This window comes from Streptomyces sp. NPDC050439 (assembly GCF_040655335.1).
Lineage (GTDB): Bacteria > Actinomycetota > Actinomycetes > Streptomycetales > Streptomycetaceae > Streptomyces.
Map to the genome: position 1 here is coordinate 916,043 of NZ_JBFAJT010000003.1, position 15,789 is coordinate 931,831.

Genomic DNA, 15,789 nt, shown 5'->3' on the forward strand with positions numbered 1-15,789 from the left:
GCGAACCGTAGGCCCGCCCTCCGCGATCAGTCGAAGGAATATTCCGCGACCTCGGCGAGATACCGCGCCCGCAACTCCTCGTCCTGCGCACTGCCGTCGAGGAAGGACGCCTCGAAGGAGTTCCGCGCGAGCTCCCGCAGCCGTTCCTGGTCGAGCGCGAGGGCTTCGCGTACGGCGTGGAAGGTGTCGTCGACATAGCCGCCGAAGTACGCGGGGTCGTCGGAGTTGACCGTGCACAGCAGCCCGGCGTCCATCATCCGCACCAGGGGATGCTCCTCGAGTACGTCGATGGCGCGCAGCCGGACGTTGGACAGCGGGCAGAGCGTGAGCGGCACCCGCTCGCTCACGAGCCGCTCCACCAGCTCCCGGTCCTCCATGCAGCGCAGCCCGTGGTCGATGCGCTCGACGCCCAGGACGTCCAGGGCCTCCGTGATGTACGCGGGCGGGCCCTCCTCGCCCGCGTGCGCGACCCGGCGCAGGCCGAGCGCGGCCGCCGCCTCGTACACCTCGCGGAACTTGGCGGGCGGGTGGCCGACCTCGGCGGAGTCGAGACCGACGCCGATGATGCGGTGCAGGTGGGGCTTGGCCGCCTCCAGCGTCTCCAGGGCGGACTCGGCGGACTCGTCACGCAGGAAGCACATGATGAGCTTGGTCGAGATCCCGTGCCGCTCGACGCTGCGGTCGAGGGCGCGCCCGAGCCCTTCGATCACGGTGCCGATGGCGACGCCGCGCGTCATGTGCGCCTGCGGGTCGAAGAAGATCTCCGCGTGCCGCACGCCCTGCTGGGCCGCTCGCGCCAGATAGGCGTCGGCGAGCTCCTCGAAGTCCGCCTCGGTCCGCAGGACGGCCATGAGGCCGTAGTACAGGTCGAGGAAAGACTGCAGGTCATCGAAGAGGTAGGCCTTGCGGAGCTCTTCGGTGTCCGCGTACGGGAGCGTGACGCCGTTGCGGGCGGCGAGGGAGAAAGCGAGCTCGGGTTCGAGCGTCCCCTCGATGTGGAGGTGGAGTTCGGCTTTGGGAAGGGGCATGGCGGCGGCTCACTCAGGTGGTTCGTTTGGGCAGAGGTACACGCAGCAGGTCTTTGGCGACGGTGAGTTCACCGTCGAATCCCGCGTCCCGGGCCTGCTGCTCGAAGACGCCGGGGTCGGGGTAGCGCTGGCTGAAATGGGTCAGCACGAGATGCCGGACGCCGCCGTCCACGGCGACCCGGGCGGCCTGCCCCACGGTCAAGTGCCCGTGGTCGCGGGCCAGTTGCTCGTCCTCGTCCAGGAAGGTGGACTCGATGACGAGCATGTCGCAGCCGTCGGCGAGCGTGTGGACGCCGTCGCAGAGGCGGGTGTCCATCACGAAGGCGAACTTCTGCCCCCGCCGTACCGCGCTCACCTCGTCGAGCGTGACGCCCCGCAGCGAGCCCTCCCGCTGCAGGCGGCCCACGTCGGGTCCCGCGATGCCGCGCGCGGCGAGCAGCTCCGGGAGTATCCGCCGGCCGTCGGGCTCGGTGATGCGGTAGCCGAAGGACTCGACGGGGTGCGAGAGCCTGACGGCGTCGAGCGTGAAGGAGGGGGTGACGGCCAGGGGTCCGTCGTCCGCCACGGGCTCCTGGACGAGGGAGACGGTCTCGCGGTAGGCCGTGGCGTACCGGAGCCGGTCGAAGAAGTGCTGCCCGGAGCGCGGGAAGTGCACGGTCACGTCGTGCGGGACGCGATCCAGGTTGATGCGCTGGATGACTCCCGGCAGGCCCAGCGAGTGATCGCCGTGGAAGTGCGTGACGCAGATCCGGTGCAGGTCGTGCGCGGCGACCCCGGCACGCAGCATCTGGCGCTGCGTGCCCTCGCCGGGGTCGAAGAGGATGCCCTGCCCGTCCCAGAGCAGGACGTACCCGTTGTGGTTGCGGTGCCGGGTGGGGACCTGGCTCGCGGTGCCGAGGACCACCAGTTCACGTACGGACAAGGTCAGTTATCCCGTTGTCCCGTTATCCCGGAGGCCACTGCAGGCCGCGTCCGCCGAGGACGTGGGCGTGCGCGTGGAAGACGGTCTGGCCGGCGCCGGTGCCGGTGTTGAAGACGATGCGGTAGCTCTCCGCCTTCTCCTCGGCGGCGACCTCGGCGGCCTCCCGCAGGACGTCGGCGGCGATGGTGGGTTCGGCGGCGGCGAGGGCCGCGGCGTCCGGGTAGTGCGCCTTGGGGATGATCAGTACGTGAGTGGGGGCCTGCGGGTTGATGTCCCGGAAGGCGACCGTCGTGTCCGTCTCCCTGACGAGGGTCGCGGGCACGTCCCCCGCGACGATCTTGCAGAACAGGCAGTCAGCCTGCGGTTCGCCCGCCATGCGGAGCCTCCGGTCCTCGCTCTTCATCGGTCCCTGGGCATGCTATCCGGCGACGTCAGGACCCCGGCAGCTCCGGTGCCGTCTTGGGGGGTGTCGTCTCCAGGGAAGCCAGAGCCAGGCGGATCGCCTCGTCCAGTTGTGGGTCCCGGCCCGAGGCGTAGTCCTCCGGGGTCGTCACCACCTCCACGTCCGGGTCGACCCCGTAATTCTCGACGCCCCAGCCGTAGCCCTCCAGCCAGAACGCGTACTTGGGCTGGGTCACCAGCGTGCCGTCCACGAGGCGGTACCGGCTGTCGATGCCGATGACGCCGCCCCACGTCCGCGTCCCCACCACGGGTCCGATCCCCAGCGCCTTGATCGCCGCGTTCACGATGTCCCCGTCGGAGCCGGAGAATTCGTTGGCGACGGCGACGACGGGCCCGCGTGGCGCGTCCGCCGGATAGCTGAAGGGCTGAGCACCCCGCGGCAGGTCCCAGCCCACGATCTTGCGGGCCAGCTTCTCCACCACCAGCTGCGACGTGTGCCCGCCACGGTTCTCCCGAACGTCCACCACCAGACCGTCCCGGGCCACCTCCACCCGCAGATCACGGTGGATCTGCGCCCAGCCGGGAGCCTGCATGTCCGGCACATGGAGGTATCCGAGCCGGCCGCCCGACCGCTCGTGGACGTACGCACGCCGGTCCACGACCCAGGCGTGGTACCGCAGCGGCTCCTCGTCGTCGACGGGGATCACCACCGCGTGCCTCGGGTCGCCCCCGCCCGCGGGCGACACCGTCAGCTCCACCGGCTTCCCCGCCGTGCCCACGAGGAGCGGTCCGGGACCCGTCACCGGATCGACCGGCCGCCCCGCGACGGCAAGGAGGGCGTCCCCGGCGCGCACCGCGACCCCGGGTGCGGCGAGCGGCGAGCGGGCGGAGGGGTCGGAGGTCTCGGAGGGCAGGATGCGGTCGATGCGCCACGCCCCGTCCGCGCCCGGGGATACATCAGCACCGAGCAGCCCCTGCCGTACCGCCGAACTCCCCCGTCCCCCGCCTCCCATGACGTACGCGTGCGAGGTGCCGAGTTCCCCGGCGACCTCCCACAGCAGGTCGACGAGGTCGTCGTGCGTGGCCACCCGGCCGAGCACCGGACGGTACCGGTCGAGGACGCCGTCCCAGTCGATCCCGCCCAGGTCGGGCCGCCAGAAGTTGTCCCGCATGAGGCGCCCGGCCTCGTCGTACATCTGCCGCCACTCCGCGGCCGGATCGACGGTCTGCCGGACCCGGGTGAGGTCGACGGTGATGTTCGAGTCGGAGCTCTCGTCGCCGGAGGCACGCCGGTCGCTCGGCACGACCTTCAGCTTCCCGTCGGCCCACAGCAGCACCCGCTTGCCGTCCCCGCTGACGGCGAAGTGGTCGGCGTCCGAGGCCAGTTCCTCGATGCGCTGCTGCACGAGGTCGTAGCGTTCGAGCTCGGTCTGCGGGTCGGGGTCGGACGGGGTGGCCCGGGACGCGCCGAGGACGCCGCGCACGGGGTGGCGCAGCCACAGGACGCCGTCCTTGGCGGCCCGCAGCGTCGAGTACCGGGCGGCCTCGACCGGGAACGGCACGATGCGGTCGGCGAGACCGTCGAGGTCGATGCGGGTGACGGGCGAGCCCTCGCTGTCCGGGGTCTCGTCCTTGTCGGGCGCCTCGAAGGGCCGCCCGTGCCGCTGCGGCCCGAAGGGCGAGGGCGTGGTGGCGGCCAGCGTGATGAGGTGGGGCCGCGATCCGCCGACGAAGGCGAGGTCGAAGACGTGCTCGTCGTAGACGGGGTCGAAGGCCCGCGCGGACAGGAACGCGAGATGCTTGCCGTCGAGGGTGAACGCGGGCGCGTAGTCGCGGAACCGCAGCGGCGTCGCCTCGGACACCGAGAGATCCGCCGTGTTCGCCAGCTTCAGCTGCCGCAGCGGACTGGGCCCCGGGTGCGACCACGCGAGCCAGGCCGAGTCCGGCGAGAAGACGAGCCCGGTGGCGTCCCCGTGCTCGCCGCGGTCGACCTCCCGCACCTCACCGCTCTCCCGCTCGACGAGGAGCACCCGGCCGTCGTGCGAGGCGACGGCGGCCCGGCTGCCGTCGGGCGCCACGGCCAGCGTGAGCACCCGGCCCAGCTGCCCGGCGGCGATCCTGCGTGGGGTGGCGCCGGGTGCGAGGCCGGTGGCCGGTGCGAACTGGAGCGCGTCGTCGCCCTCCGCGTCCGTCACCCAGACGACGTGTTCCTCGCCGTCGACACGGAACGTGCGCGGCAGCCGTGCGCGTACCCCGTGCTCGGCGGCGAGCGCGCGGGCGGGCCCCTCGCGGTGCGTCACCCAGTGCACGCCGCCGCGCACGGAGACGGCGCTGCCCCGTCCGGTGTGGTCGGGAGCGGCGGCGCCGAACCAGCGTGAGGCGCTGACGGGGTGCGGCTGGAGATCGGTGCGCTGGCCGCCGAGACGGACGTCGAGGCGACGGGGCGCGGCGTCCACCAGGTCGTCGAGGAGCCAGAGTTCACCCGCGCACGCGTACACGACGCGGGCGCCGTCGGTCGCAGCGTGCCGGGCGTAGAAGCCCTCGACATCGGTGTGCCGCCGAAGATCGGAGCCGTCGGGCAGCGAGGAGTAGACGGCGCCGACGCCTTCGTGGTCGGAGAGGAAGGCGATGCGCTCACCCACCCACAGGGGGTACTCGATGTTCCCGTCGAGCTCTTCATGGACGCGTACGAAGCGTTCCTCGTCACCCGCGCCCCCGCGCCGGATCCAGAGCTTGCCCGCGGTGCCGCCGCGGTAGCGCTTCCACCAGGCTGCCTCGCGCCCCATCGGCGCGGAGAGCAGCAGGACTTGGCCGTCCCGGGGGCCGTACGCGACATCTCCCACGAGTCCGTACGGCAGCGTGTCCGCGGGCCCGCCGTCCAGCGGGACGGCCCGTGCCCAGCTGCGGCGCAGCGAGGCCTGGCCGGCGGTGCTGACCGCGAGGACCCGCCCGTCCGGGGTCCAGCCGCGCACCGAGGTGCGTGAACTGCCCCAGTGCGTCAGGCGCTTGGAGGGCCCGCCGTCGACCGGGGCGACATGCACCTCGGGGGAGCCGTCACGCGTGGAGGTCCAGGCGACGGTCGTTCCGTCCGGGGAGACGCGGGGGTGGTTCACCGGTGTGTTGTCGGCGCTGACGCGCCACGCCCGGCCGCCGTCGAGGGGCGCGACCCAGACGTCGTCCTCGGCGGTGAAGGCGACCAACTCGCCGCGCAGATGGGGAAACCGGAGATACGCAGAGTGCCCAGTCAGTGTCACCCAGCCAGCCTAGGCAGCGCGGGCGGAGCCGGACAGGGTTTTGGATCACTTGCCCCTGATGCACGAGCAGCTCGGATGGGGCGTGACGGTCACCGTGACGGTCGCGGCGGGCGGCTGGTCGGGCTCATCCGGCTGGTCCGGCTGGTCCGGCTGGTCCGGTTCCTCCGGCTGCTCCGGTTCGTCGCCCCCGGAGCAGTCGCCGAGCACGTCCACCCGGAACCACTGCTTGCCGTCGACCTTGGCGGTGAGGTTGCCGCGTACGCAGTGCCCGTCGACGACGGACCACACGGAGCCCTTGACGGTGATGTCGCTGGTGTCGTCGGAGCCCTTGCCGGTCTTGGCCTGGCCCTGGCAGTCGACGGTGGCGACGGCGTCCCGGTCCGGGGAGCCGCTGGACGGTGTGACCCGGGACTTGTAGCGGGCGGTGCAGCTGATCCACAGCACGTCGAGATGCTGCCGCTCCAGCTCCTTGGTCGCCATCTCGTCCGTGGTGATCGCGATGGCCGCGGTGTTCATGCCGCCGTCGACCGGATCACACGCGGCGACCCCGATCACCGCCGCCCCCGCGAACCCGACGGCGCCCCACACCCGCCGACGCCGCCCGCGCACGACCACCGCACGATCACGTAAGCGCCTCAATGCCCCCATAGGCGGCAGAGTGCCACCCCGAGCCGCCTGACGATAGTCCCCTTTGCGTCCAAACTCCGGGGGCACCCGGCGCGGGAGTTCAGGACCAGCGGCCCGTGCGTCCCAGGAGCAGTGCGGCCGCCGCCGTCCCCGCGGTCGACGTACGCAGCACGCTGCGCCCCAGGCGGTACGGCTTCGCCCCCGCGTCCGCGAAGGCCGCGAGCTCGTCCGGTGACACGCCGCCCTCGGGGCCGACCACCAGGACGATGTGCCCGGCCGCGGGGAGATCAGCCGTGGCCAGCGGTTCGCTGCCCTCCTCGTGCAGGACCGCGGCGAGGTCGGCGGACGCGAGCAGCGCCGCCACCTGCTTGGTCGACATGGCCTCCGCCACCTCGGGGAACCGCACCCGGCGCGACTGCTTGCCCGCCTCGCGGGCCGTGGCACGCCACTTGCCGAGCGCCTTGAGCCCGCGCTCGCCCTTCCACTGCGTGATGCAGCGCGACGCGGACCACGGCACGATCGCGTCGACACCGGTCTCCGTCATGGTCTCGACGGCGAGTTCACCGCGGTCACCCTTGGGCAGGGCCTGTACGACGGTGATGCGGGGCTCCTGCGGCGCCTCTTCCCGTACGGCGTCCATCCGCAGGATCAGCCGGTCCTTGCCCTCGGTGTCCTCGACCACGCAGTCGGCCCAGCGCCCGGCCCCGTCGGTCAGGACGACGTCCTCACCTGCGTGCAGCCGCTTCACGGAGACGGCGTGGCGCCCTTCGGGACCGTCGAGCACGTAGCGTCGCTCGCCACCCCCGGCACGGCCCTCGAAGGTCTCGACGACGAAGACCGGCGCGGTCACGCCTGGCTCCCGGACTGGGTCCCCTGCTGCCCTCCGGCCGCCAACGCCGCCTTGGCCTCGGCCAGTTCGGCCGCGAGGACCTCCACGAGCTGCCCGGCGGGAAGCTCCCGCGCCATGCGGTGACCCTGCCCCGCCCACAGCGCCATGCCCTGCGCGTCACCGGCCTTGGCCGCGGCCTTGCGCAGACCGCTGGTGAGGTGGTGGACCTGGGGGTAGGCGGCGGGGGCGTAGGGCCCGTGCTCCCGCATGAAGCGGTTGACCAGGCCGCGCGCGGGGCGTCCCGAGAACGCGCGGGTCAGCTCGGTCCGGGTGAACAGCGGGTTGGTCATGGCCTGCTTGTGCAGGGCGTTCGCGCCCGACTCGGGACAGACCAGGAAGGCCGTGCCGAGCTGCGCGGCGTCCGCGCCGGCCGCGAGCACCGCGGCGATCTGCGAGCCGCGCATCAGGCCGCCGGCCGCGACGACCGGGATCTGCACGGTGTCGCGCACCTGCGCGATGAGCGAGAGGAGACCGAGCCCCGCGCCGTCCGTCTCGGGATTGTCGCGGTGCGTGCCCTGGTGGCCGCCCGCCTCGATGCCCTGTACGCACACGGCGTCGGCGCCCGACCACTGGGCGGTCTGCGCCTCTTCGGGCGAGGTGACGGTGGCGACGGTGATGGTGCCGACCCGCGCGAAGGCGTCGAAGACGTCACGGGTGGGGCAGCCGAAGGTGAACGACACCAGCGGCACCGGGTCCTCGACGAGGATCGCCAGCTTGGCGTCGTAGCCGTCGTCGCGGCCGCTGTCCGGGTCGCCGAGCTGCGTCTCGTACCAGGAGGCCTCACCGGCGAGCTGGTTGCGGTAGACGTCGACGGCGGCGGCATCGGCGTACTCGGGCTGCGGCATGAACAGGTTCACGCCGAACGGCCGGCTCGTGAGCCCCCGCAGCTGTTTGATCTCCTGGTACATCCCGTCGGCGGTTTTGTATCCGGCGGCGAGATATCCGAGCCCCCCGGCCTCGGAGACGGCCGCGGCGAGCTGGGGGCACGAGGCGCCTCCCGCCATGGGGGCCTGCACGATCGGAAGGCGGCAGAGATCGGTCAGTGCGGTGGGCATGAACGCATCGTGCCACTTCCTGGCCGGGGGGCCGAATCGCGGGGACTTCCCCACCCACCCACCCGTCACCCGGCACGACCAGGAGCGCCCCGTAAGGGGCGCGGGGAACTGCGCGAGCAACCCAGGACAGCCCGCGGACAGACAGCGAAGCGCCCCCGGCACGGGCGAACCGCTACCGGGGGCGCAGGAAAGGCACCGCTCAAGGCGCCTCGCCCGTAAAAGGCGTTAGCGCCCGTTGAACGCATCCTTCAAACGCGAGAACAGACCCTGCTGTCCCGGCTGGAACTGCCCCGTGGGCCTCTCCTCGCCGCGCAGCTGCGCAAGCTCCCGCAGGACCCGCTCCTGCTCCGCGTCCAGCTTGCTCGGCGTGAGGACCTCGACGTGCACGATGAGGTCACCTCGTCCGCCGCCCCGCAGGTGCGTGATGCCCCTGCCGTGCAGCGGCACCGACTGGCCGGACTGCGTGCCGGGCCGGATGTCGACCTCCTCCAGGCCGTCCAGCGTCTCCAGGGGCACCTTGGTGCCCAGAGCCGCGGCCGTCATGGGGATGGTGACCGTGCAGTGCAGATCGTCCCCGCGCCGCTGGAACACGGCGTGCGGCAACTCGTGGATCTCCACGTACAGGTCGCCGGCGGGGCCGCCGCCGGGGCCGACCTCGCCCTCGCCCGCGAGCTGGATCCGCGTGCCGTTGTCGACACCTGCGGGGATCTTCACGGTCAGCGTCCGCCGCGACCGGATGCGGCCGTCGCCGGCGCACTCCGGGCAGGGGGTGGGCACGACCGTGCCGAAGCCCTGACACTGCGGGCACGGCCGCGACGTCATGACCTGGCCGAGGAAGGACCGCGTGACCTGCGACACCTCGCCGCGACCGCGGCACATGTCACACGTCTGCGCGGACGTCCCCGGCGCGGCACCTTCACCGCTGCAGGTCGTACAGACGACCGCCGTGTCGACCTGTATGTCCTTGGTGGTCCCGAAGGCCGCCTCGTCCAGGTCGATCTCGAGCCGGATCATGGCGTCCTGGCCACGGCGCGTGCGCGACCGGGGGCCACGCTGCGACGCCGTCCCGAAGAACGCGTCCATGATGTCCGAGAAGTTGCCGAAGCCACCGGCCCCGAAACCGCCCGCACCACCGCCGCCCGCCTGGGACAGCGGGTCACCGCCGAGGTCGTAGACCTGCTTCTTCTGCGGGTCCGACAACACCTCGTACGCGGCGTTGATCTCCTTGAAGCGCTCCTGAGTCTTCGGATCCGGATTGACGTCCGGGTGAAGCTCTCGCGCAAGCCTCCGGAAGGCCTTCTTGATCTCGTCCTGGGAAGCGTCGCGGCGCACGCCTAGTACGGCGTAGTAGTCCGTGGCCACTTACGACTCCGCCAGGATCTGTCCGACGTAACGTGCCACTGCGCGTACTGCTCCCATCGTTCCCGGATAGTCCATGCGGGTCGGGCCGACCACGCCGAGTTTGGCTACTGCCTCGCTGCCCGAACCGTAGCCGACGGAGACCACGGACGTAGAGCTGAGTCCCTCATGGGCGTTCTCGTGACCGATCCGTACGGTCATGCCCGAATCCGTGGCCTCGCCAAGCAACTTGAGCAGGACGACCTGCTCCTCAAGAGCCTCCAGGACGGGCCTGATGGTGAGGGGAAAGTCATGTCCGAAGCGGGTGAGGTTGGCCGTTCCGCCGATCATCAGCCGCTCCTCGGTCTCCTCGACAAGAGTTTCGAGGAGTGTCGAGAGCACCGTCGCCACCGTGCCGCGGTCCTCCGCGTCGAAGGACTCCGTCATGTCCTGCACGAGCTGCGGCACGTCCGCGAAGCGACGGCCCGCGACCCTGCTGTTGAGCCGCGCCCGCAGGTCCGCGAGCGAGGTCTCGCCGAACGGGGCGGGGCAGTCGATCATGCGCTGCTCCACCCGGCCCGTGTCCGTGATCAGTACGAGCATCAGGCGGGCGGGAGCCAGCGAGAGCAGCTCCACGTGCCGCACCGTCGACCGCGTGAGGGACGGATACTGCACGACCGCGACCTGCCGGGTCAGCTGCGCGAGCAGCCGCACCGTGCGCGCCACGACGTCGTCGAGGTCGACGGCGCCGTCGAGGAAGTTCTGGATGGCCCTGCGCTCAGGGGCCGCCATCGGCTTGACGCCCGCGAGCCGGTCGACGAAGAGGCGGTACCCCTTGTCGGTCGGGATACGGCCCGCGCTGGTGTGGGGCTGGGCGATGAACCCTTCCTCCTCCAGCGCCGCCATGTCGTTGCGGACGGTGGCCGGCGAGACCCCGAGGCTGTGCCGCTCGGTGAGCGCCTTGGAGCCGACGGGCTCCTCGGTGCCGACGTAGTCATGGACGATGGCACGCAGCACCTCGAGCCTGCGTTCACTGAGCATCCGCGCAACACCTCCACCTTTTCGCCCTGGGACCCGTCTGCCCCGCGGCCTTGCCTGGCACTCCCCGCAGGTGAGTGCCAGCCTGCACCGCGCCCAGTGTACGGCTGCGAGGTACGGGCCCGGCAAGGGCCGGACCCTATGTCGGCCCGACGGCCGGGGCGACGGCTGCCAAGCCGCCCGCGCGGGGCTAGCGTCGGCTGCATGGACGTGGCACTGGCTTGGGACGAGGCGGGTTGGGAGCGGCTCGCGCCGCATGTGGGACGCAGGCGCCTGCCGGTCTGGGACTGTACGGCGGGCCTGGTCGTCGGCGGCGAATCGGCGCTGATGATCGAGGCGGGCGCGACGCTGCGCGAGGGAGCGGAGCTGCGCAACCAGGCGCGCGGCATCCTCGGCGGGGGCCGCCGGGTCACCCATCTCGCCCTGACGCATCCGCACTTCGATCACGTTCTCGGCGCCGCGGCGTTCGCGGGGGTCGAGGTGTACGGCGCGGTCGGGCTCGACGCGCTGCTCGCGAGGGGACGCGACGAGCTGCGCGCCGACGCCGTGCGACACGGGGTCGCCCCGGACGCCGCGGCGGAGGCGGCCGACCTGCTCGTCCGCACGCGTCACGCGGTGTGCGGGGAGTGGACGCTGGATCTGGGCGGTGGGGTGCAGGTCCTGCTCGCGAACGTCGGGCCGGGTCATACGGGCCACGACCTGGCGGTCCTGGTGCCCGGCACGGGTGACACCCCCGAGATCGTCTTCTGCGGCGACCTGGTCGAGGAGTCGGGCGAACCGCAGGCCGGACCCGACGCGGTCCCGACGCGGTGGCCGGCGGCGCTCGACCGGCTGCTTGACCTGGGCGGCGAGAACGCGCTGTACGTGCCGGGGCACGGCGCGGTGGTCGATGCGGCTTTTGTCCGCGCGCAACGCGCCACACTGGCGGCTCGCTTCGGCGTGTCGTAGCCGCTCGTACGCCGCTTCTCTTATCGTCATGCGAATGCGCCAGTACTCCGCAGACCTCACTCCCCCGTGGAAGAAGCCGAAGCCCGTGCCGGAGGTCGCCGCGGAGGCGGACCTCGTGGTGGAGGAGCTGAGCACCGGGTTCTGCGGGGCGGTGATCCGCTGCGAGAAGACGGCGGAGGGTCCGACGGTGACCCTGGAGGACCGCTTCGGCAAGCACCGCGTCTTTCCCATGACGCCGGGGGCCTTCGCCCTGGAGGGCCGGACGGTGACGCTGGTCCGCCCTTCGTCCGCTGCCTCCACTCCGGTACGTGCCACGCGTACCGCATCGGGTTCGGTGGCCGTGCCGGGGGCGCGTGCCCGGGTCGCCCGTGCCGGGCGGATCTACGTCGAGGGACGGCACGACGCGGAGCTGGTCGAGCGGGTGTGGGGCGACGACCTGCGGATCGAGGGCGTGGTCGTCGAGTACCTGGAGGGCATCGACGACCTCCCGGGGATCGTCGAGGAGTTCTCCCCCGGGCCCGACGCGCGCCTGGGCGTCCTGGTGGACCACTTGGTGCCCGGCTCGAAGGAGTCACGGATCGCGGCGCAGGTGAGTTCCCCTTCGGCCCTGGTGGTGGGGCACCCCTACATCGACGTGTGGGAGGCGGTGAAGCCGTCGTCGGTGGGGATCGCGGCGTGGCCCCGGGTCCCCCGCGGCCAGGACTGGAAGACGGGCGTCTGCGAGGCGCTGGGCTGGCCCCTCAACACGGGCGCCGCGTGGCAGCGGATCCTGGGCTCGGTGCGCAGCTACCGCGATCTTGAGCCGGCGCTGCTGGGCCGCGTGGAGGAACTGATCGACTTCGTCACGGCGGAATAGCGTACGGCGGCCTGCGGCCCCGAACATTCCCGCCGCTTCGCGGCGAATTTTCCCCACCCACCCACCCGATTGCCCGCAGCCTGTCCCACCCGGACCCGGGACCCCGCCATCTGCACGTCCGAACAGGACCGCCGCTTCGCGGCGGATTTTCCCCACCCACCCACCCGATTGCCCCGTGGTTGCCCGCCCGGGGGCAGGTATTTCCAGCCCGTCCGGCGTTTGAGGACCGGGGTCTGGGGCGGAGCCCCAGTTTCGGGAAGGGGCGGGATTGGGGAGAGCCCCGCAGGGCAAGCCCGAACCCCAGCCGATCAGTCCACCAGATCCCGCACCACCGCATCCGCCAACAACCGCCCCCGCAGGGTAAGCACGGCCCGCCCCTCCCCATAGGGCCCCGCCTCAAGGAGCCCATCCGCGAGAGCCCGCCCCGCCGCCGCAAGGCCGGCGGGACGGAGGAGGGTCAACGGACACCCCTCAAGCAGCCGCAGCTCCAGCAGAATCCGCTCCACCCGCCGATCCTCAGCGGCAAGAATCTCCCGCCCGGCCCCAGGCGAGCGCCCAGCGCCCAGCGCCCCCGCATAAGCCCCCGGATGCTTGACGTTCCACCACCGCACGCCCCCCACGTGGCTGTGGGCCCCCGGCCCGGCCCCCCACCAGTCGGCCCCACGCCAGTACAACTCGTTGTGCAGGCACCTCCCGGCATCGGACGTGGCCCAGTTGGACACCTCGTACCAGGAGAATCCGGCGCCCCCGAGGACCTCGTCGGCGATCAGGTACCGGTCCGCGTGCACGTCGTCGTCCGTCATGGGCACCTCCCCGCGCCGAATCCGCCGCGCCAGCTGCGTGCCCTCCTCGACGATCAGCGCGTAGGCACTGACGTGGTCGGGTCCGGCCCCGATCGCCGCGTCAAGCGTGGCCCGCCAGTCGTCGTCCGTCTCGCCCGGCGTGCCGTAGATGAGGTCGAGGTTGACGTGCTCGAAGCCTGCCGCCCGCGCCTCCGCCACGCAGGCCTCGGGCCGGCCGGGGGTGTGCGTACGGTCCAGCACCTTCAGTACGTGCTGCTTGGCGCTCTGCATCCCGAAGGAGACGCGGTTGAAGCCGCCGGCCCGCAGCTCGCTCAGGTAGGCCGGGTCGACGGACTCCGGATTCGCCTCGGTGGTGATCTCCGCGTCGTCCGCGAGCCCGAACTCGTCGCGCACCGCCCCCAGCATGCGGACCAGGTCGGCCGCGGCGAGGAGGGTCGGCGTGCCGCCCCCGACGAAGACGGTCCGCACCGGGCGCGGGTCGTCCCCCAGCACCTTCCGGGCGAGCCGCACCTCGTCGATCAGGGTGTCCGCGTAGTTGTCGCGCGAGGCGAGCACACCGCCGGAGCCGCGCAGCTCGGTCGCGGTGTAGGTGTTGAAGTCGCAGTACCCGCAGCGCGTGGCGCAGTACGGGACATGCAGGTAGAAACCGAGCGGACGCGACCCCGCACCCGCGAGGGCGGACGCGGGCAGGGCCCCGTCCTCGGGCATGGGCTCACCATCGGGCAGTGCGGAAGGCATACCCCGATTGTCCCGCACCCCGGAGGACCCGAGCGCCGCCAGCGCGTCTCACCCGCACACCACCTCACTGCGCCTGCAGCACAAGCACCGCCAAATCATCATCCGGCGGCCGCTCCGAGAATTCGTGCACCAGGCGCTTGATCCGTTCTGCCACCAGGGTCGCGTCGAGGCCCGCGCAACCGGCGAGGGCCGTGGCGAGGCCGTCGCTGTCGTCGAACATGCGCCGGCCCGTACGCCGCTCCGTCACCCCGTCCGTGACGCAGAGCATCGTGTCGCCCGTGCGGAGCTCGAAGGTCTCGCTCTTGTACGTCGCGTCGTCGACGACGCCGAGCAGCAGCTGGGGCGTGGCCGCCGCCCGGACCGTCCCGTCCGGGGAGAGGAGGAGCGGCAGGGGGTGCCCCGCGCTGGCCACCGTGCAGCGGACGCCGCCGTCGTCCATGGGCACCAGCTCGCCGTAGAGGAGGGAGAGGAAGCGGGAGGTGGCCCCGTCGGGCGGCACGCCCTGGCCGCCCGCCACCGCGACGACCGCCGCCGCCGCGTCCGCCGCCTCCGTGGCGTCGTCGAGGAGGAGCTGGTTGAGACGGTCGAGCACCTCCGCGACCTCGTACCCCTCACGGGCGAGCAGCCGCAGCCAGGGCCGGGCGAGGCCGATCACGACGGCCGCCTCGACGCCCTTGCCCTGGACGTCGCCGAGCGCGAAGCACCAGCGGCCCTTGCCCGCCTGGAACACGTCGTAGAAGTCGCCGCCCGGCCCGCCCTTGTCCCGCGGCTCGTACACGACGCCGCTGCTCACACCGGGGATGTCCGCGACGGAGCTCGGCAGGAGTCCGCGCTGCAGGACCTGGCTGATGGTGGCCTGGCGCTGGTAGCGCCGCGCCGCGCTGATGGCCAGGGCGACGCGGCGGCTGAAGTCCTCGATGAGGCCGGTGACTTCGTCCGCGAAGCGCATCATCCCGGCCCGCCCGATGATGAGCGTGCCCAGCACACGACCGCCCGCCGTGAGGCGGTACGCCAGGGCCGTGCCGTTCGCGTCTCCCGCCGACGTCTCGCCGGGCCAGGGCACGGGGACGGCGCCGGAGCCCACCTCGTCGGGCAGCTGGGGCGGGTCCTTCTCCAGGCTGCGGCGCAGTTCCTCTATCCGCTGCTCGCTGGTGTGCCAGACGCGGGCGAGCCGGGAGCCGGTGCCGCCGCTCGCGGAGCCGTGCGGCGCGACCTCCGCCTCGTCGTCGAGCCAGACCGCGCACCAGTCCGCGAGCCGCGGCACGAGCAGCTGCCCGGCGAGCGCGGCCACCAGGTCCTCGTCGAACTGTCCTGCGAGCAGATCGGAGGCCTCGGCGAGGAAGGTGAGCGCGCCGCGGTTGACCCACTCCGTGTCATGCGTGATCCGTCTGGGCAGCGGCGCGAGGATCTCGGCGGCGCGCAGACCCCGCTGCGCCGCCTGTTCACTCGCGTACGACTCGATCTCCTGTCCGGTCTGCCCGGCCTGTACGTCGCCGACGGGGAGGCGGGCCCAGACGGCCTTGGTGCCGGTGCGGTAGGTGATGCCCCAGGAGTCGGAGAGGGTGGCGACGAGCTGGAGGCCGCGGCCGTACTCGGGCATGCCGGGCTGCTGGGGCGCGGGCTCGCTGCGGACCGCGCGGGCGGGGTGGTGGTCGGAGACCTCGATGACCAGGGTGTCGCAGTTCTCCCCGAGGCCCGCCTCGTCGAGCCTGCACACCAGATCGACCGTCGTGCCCGCGTGCACGACGGCGTTCGTGACGAGCTCGCTGACCAGCAGCACGGCGTCGTCCGCGAGGCGGTCGGTGACGCCCGCGGCGGCGGGCACGGAGAGTTCGACCCAGTCGGCGAGCGCGGCGCGCACGAACCTTCGTGCGGCGGCGGGCGCCATCGG

General features: G+C 72.3%; 13 protein-coding genes. 2 read left to right on the top strand and 11 right to left on the bottom strand.

Features of this window, described 5'->3' with window-relative positions; all coding sequences use genetic code 11:
• Positions 1 to 26 precede the first annotated feature (26 nt).
• The 9 genes from AB0I66_RS17185 to hrcA all read right to left on the bottom strand — a co-directional run bounded on the left by AB0I66_RS17185 (position 27) and on the right by hrcA (position 10,556).
• Positions 27 to 1,028, bottom strand: coding sequence for an adenosine deaminase (locus AB0I66_RS17185; protein WP_363208634.1), 1,002 nt, complete (start codon positions 1,026 to 1,028; stop codon positions 27 to 29).
• Positions 1,029 to 1,041: 13 nt separating this feature from the next.
• Complete coding sequence (locus tag AB0I66_RS17190) at positions 1,042 to 1,950, bottom strand: ribonuclease Z (RefSeq protein WP_363208635.1); 909 nt, start codon at positions 1,948 to 1,950, stop codon at positions 1,042 to 1,044.
• 22 nt (positions 1,951 to 1,972) lie between these two features.
• Positions 1,973 to 2,326 carry an HIT domain-containing protein gene (locus AB0I66_RS17195; RefSeq protein ID WP_363208636.1) on the bottom strand — a complete coding sequence of 118 codons (354 nt, stop codon included), beginning with the start codon at positions 2,324 to 2,326 and terminating at the stop codon, positions 1,973 to 1,975.
• A gap of 55 nt (positions 2,327 to 2,381) precedes the next feature.
• Positions 2,382 to 5,600, bottom strand: coding sequence for a S41 family peptidase (locus AB0I66_RS17200; protein ID WP_363208723.1), 3,219 nt, complete (start codon positions 5,598 to 5,600; stop codon positions 2,382 to 2,384).
• Between the two features lie 51 nt (positions 5,601 to 5,651).
• Positions 5,652 to 6,254, bottom strand: coding sequence for a hypothetical protein (locus AB0I66_RS17205; protein WP_363208637.1), 603 nt, complete (start codon positions 6,252 to 6,254; stop codon positions 5,652 to 5,654).
• A 79-nt stretch (positions 6,255 to 6,333) separates the two neighbouring features.
• On the bottom strand, positions 6,334 to 7,083 hold the full coding sequence (locus AB0I66_RS17210) for a 16S rRNA (uracil(1498)-N(3))-methyltransferase (RefSeq protein WP_363208638.1): 750 nt from the start codon (positions 7,081 to 7,083) through the stop codon (positions 6,334 to 6,336).
• Positions 7,080 to 8,177 carry a nitronate monooxygenase gene (locus tag AB0I66_RS17215; RefSeq protein WP_363208639.1) on the bottom strand — a complete coding sequence of 366 codons (1,098 nt, stop codon included), beginning with the start codon at positions 8,175 to 8,177 and terminating at the stop codon, positions 7,080 to 7,082. Before AB0I66_RS17215 ends, AB0I66_RS17210 begins: the two co-directional genes overlap by 4 nt.
• Positions 8,178 to 8,402: 225 nt before the next feature.
• A complete protein-coding gene (gene dnaJ, locus AB0I66_RS17220; protein ID WP_249589974.1) occupies positions 8,403 to 9,539 on the bottom strand; it encodes a molecular chaperone DnaJ in 1,137 nt (378 codons plus the stop codon).
• On the bottom strand, positions 9,540 to 10,556 hold the full coding sequence (hrcA, locus tag AB0I66_RS17225) for a heat-inducible transcriptional repressor HrcA (RefSeq protein ID WP_351160429.1): 1,017 nt from the start codon (positions 10,554 to 10,556) through the stop codon (positions 9,540 to 9,542).
• Between the two features lie 201 nt (positions 10,557 to 10,757).
• Between hrcA and AB0I66_RS17230 the strand changes: the two genes are divergently transcribed.
• Both AB0I66_RS17230 and AB0I66_RS17235 read left to right on the top strand, forming a co-directional pair.
• Complete coding sequence (locus AB0I66_RS17230) at positions 10,758 to 11,501, top strand: MBL fold metallo-hydrolase (protein ID WP_363208640.1); 744 nt, start codon at positions 10,758 to 10,760, stop codon at positions 11,499 to 11,501.
• 34 nt (positions 11,502 to 11,535) lie between these two features.
• Positions 11,536 to 12,357, top strand: coding sequence for a DUF3097 domain-containing protein (locus tag AB0I66_RS17235; RefSeq protein ID WP_363208641.1), 822 nt, complete (start codon positions 11,536 to 11,538; stop codon positions 12,355 to 12,357).
• 308 nt (positions 12,358 to 12,665) lie between these two features.
• Here AB0I66_RS17235 and hemW read toward each other — a convergent pair whose 3' ends face one another.
• Positions 12,666 to 13,898, bottom strand: a complete 1,233-nt coding sequence (hemW, locus tag AB0I66_RS17240) for a radical SAM family heme chaperone HemW (RefSeq protein ID WP_363208642.1) — start codon at positions 13,896 to 13,898, stop codon at positions 12,666 to 12,668.
• Positions 13,899 to 13,962: 64 nt separating this feature from the next.
• Positions 13,963 to 15,786, bottom strand: a complete 1,824-nt coding sequence (locus AB0I66_RS17245; RefSeq protein WP_363208724.1) for a SpoIIE family protein phosphatase — start codon at positions 15,784 to 15,786, stop codon at positions 13,963 to 13,965.
• Positions 15,787 to 15,789: the final 3 nt, after the last annotated feature.